General features: G+C 57.4%; 1 protein-coding gene and 2 pseudogenes. 1 reads left to right on the forward strand and 2 read right to left on the reverse strand.

The features are described 5' to 3' along the window. Window positions 1-432: 432 nt before the first annotated feature. Window positions 433-621, reverse strand: a pseudogene (locus C6W92_RS17390) (IS1380 family transposase); the annotation flags it as partial. A 318-nt stretch (window positions 622-939) separates the two neighbouring features. On the opposite strand from C6W92_RS17390, the gene C6W92_RS17395 reads away from it, so the two are divergent. Beyond that, window positions 940-1,727, forward strand: a protein-coding gene (locus C6W92_RS17395; RefSeq protein ID WP_129435381.1) for an IS5 family transposase whose coding sequence is annotated in 2 segments (ribosomal slippage) — window positions 940-1,300 and window positions 1,300-1,727 — 789 coding nt in all. Because the reading frame shifts where the segments join, the coding sequence is not laid out codon by codon here. Between the two features lie 15 nt (window positions 1,728-1,742). On the opposite strand, the pseudogene C6W92_RS17400 reads toward C6W92_RS17395, so the two are convergent. Then, a pseudogene (locus C6W92_RS17400) lies at window positions 1,743-1,874 on the reverse strand (IS481 family transposase); the annotation flags it as partial.

The following is a 1,874-nucleotide window of genomic DNA, read 5'->3' on the forward strand; positions in this document are numbered from 1 at the left end:
TTCTTCTTCATCGCATCACGCAGGCTGGGAAAGGCGGGCTGTTTCGGCATCGGCAGGACTCCTCTGGCGGACGCCCCAAACCTATCAGATTAGGCAGAAAGTCGCAGGTTTTTCAGACGTTCCTTGAATTTAATGAATTGTAATATTTTTCGTATGGCACAATGTGTAGCAAAACGACGGAGGTTCGACTGTCCCCAAGCTGGGTTTTGCCTGGACTTCGATCTTCGCTTCGGTCTGCCTCGTCACTCATCTCCTAGCTTGGATTCGTGGTGGTCTGACGGTCAATTTGTGCCACCGCATTCTTTATCGATCATGCCCGGAGGCCAGTATCGCGAGTGCGGTTCGTAACGTCAGCGTATCTCCTTGAAGTGTCTGACGTCAGCGCCACTGGGACAGATTTGAGGTTTTCGTACCGGAGGATTTCTGGCAGGTTCAGCATCGCACAGGCGACGGCGGCCATCGCAATCGTTGAATGGCGGCAACGAAGAGTTGCACAATCAGGCCGGTGACGGCAATCCCGGCCAGCCGGAAAATGATGGCGCGGGCGTGACGCACAACGCGGGTGCCGATCTTGAGCAGTTTGAACTGTAAGCCGGTTAGCGGCCAGTCAGCCATCCCCTTTCCATGCCAGGCCGCCCTGTAAGAGTTGGGATCGGGGCAACGTCTTCTCTCTTTGTCACCGCCACGGCCAACGGCAGACCTTGGACGAGAGGGCTTCTCGGGCGACACGCAGGTCTTATGGATCGGCGGGCTCACCTGTGAGAGGATCCTCAACAGTCAACAAGGGGCCAAAACCCTGGACTGGGCTAACCTATAAGCGCGAACTCCAAGCGCGGAGCACGTAACTGGACCAATCGGTGTCGTAGCCCTGTTTAGGCTCAGGACCCATTGATCTCAGGTCCTTTGCGTGATTCACGGCTCGAAAAACGAGCGGTGAACATGTCTGATCTCTTCTGGCTGACCGACGCGCAGATGGCGCGTCTGGAGCCCTATTTTCCGAAGTCTCACGGTAAGCCGCGCGTCGATGACCAGCGTGTGCTGAGCGGTATTATCTTCATCAATCGCAATGGTTTGCGGTGGCGCGATGGTGAGGGCCTGAATGCCACTGGTCCGAATGAAGGCCCGAACGCGGAATACGGTCCGCACAAGACCCTGTATAACCGCTGGAAGCGATGGAGCGACAAAGGCGTCTTTGCTCGCATCATGGTTGGCTTGGCCGCCGAGCACGGCGAGAAGAAGACGGCCATGATCGATGCGACGTATCTGAAGGCACACCGGACCGCGACCAGCCTGGCCGCGAAAAAGGGGGGCGTGGCCGCCTGATCGGGCGCACCAAGGGCGGCATGAACACCAAGCTGCACGCCATCTGCGACAGCCAGGGACGTCCGCTTGACCTCTTTGTCACCGCTGGACAGGTCAGCGACTACATTGGCGCACGGGCATTGCTGGGCGGCTTGCCAAAGGTCGAATGGCTGCTCGGAGACCGAGGCTACGACGCAGACTGGTTCAGAGACGCGTTGAAAGACAAGGGGATACGCGCCTGTATCCCGGGCCGAAAACAGCCCACGACGAAGGTGAAATACGACAAGCGCCGATACAAACGGCGCAACCGCATCGAGATCATGTTCGGCAGGCTCAAAGATTGGAGACGCGTGGCGACACACTATGACCGCTGTCCCAAGGTGTTCCTCTCAGCCATCGCACTTGCTGCAACCGTCATCTACTGATTATGAATCTTGACCCTAGATGTTCAGTCCCGGCATCTGGTGGATCGGGTCGAGGATGAAACGATCCGGCTCTGAAATCCAGACCTTGCAGATGTATTCGTATGGCGTGAGGCCACCGAGGGTCTTGAGGCGCCGGGCGAAATTGTA

This window comes from Roseovarius sp. A46 (genome assembly GCF_004126395.1).
Taxonomy (GTDB): Bacteria; Pseudomonadota; Alphaproteobacteria; order Rhodobacterales; family Rhodobacteraceae; genus Roseovarius; species Roseovarius nitratireducens.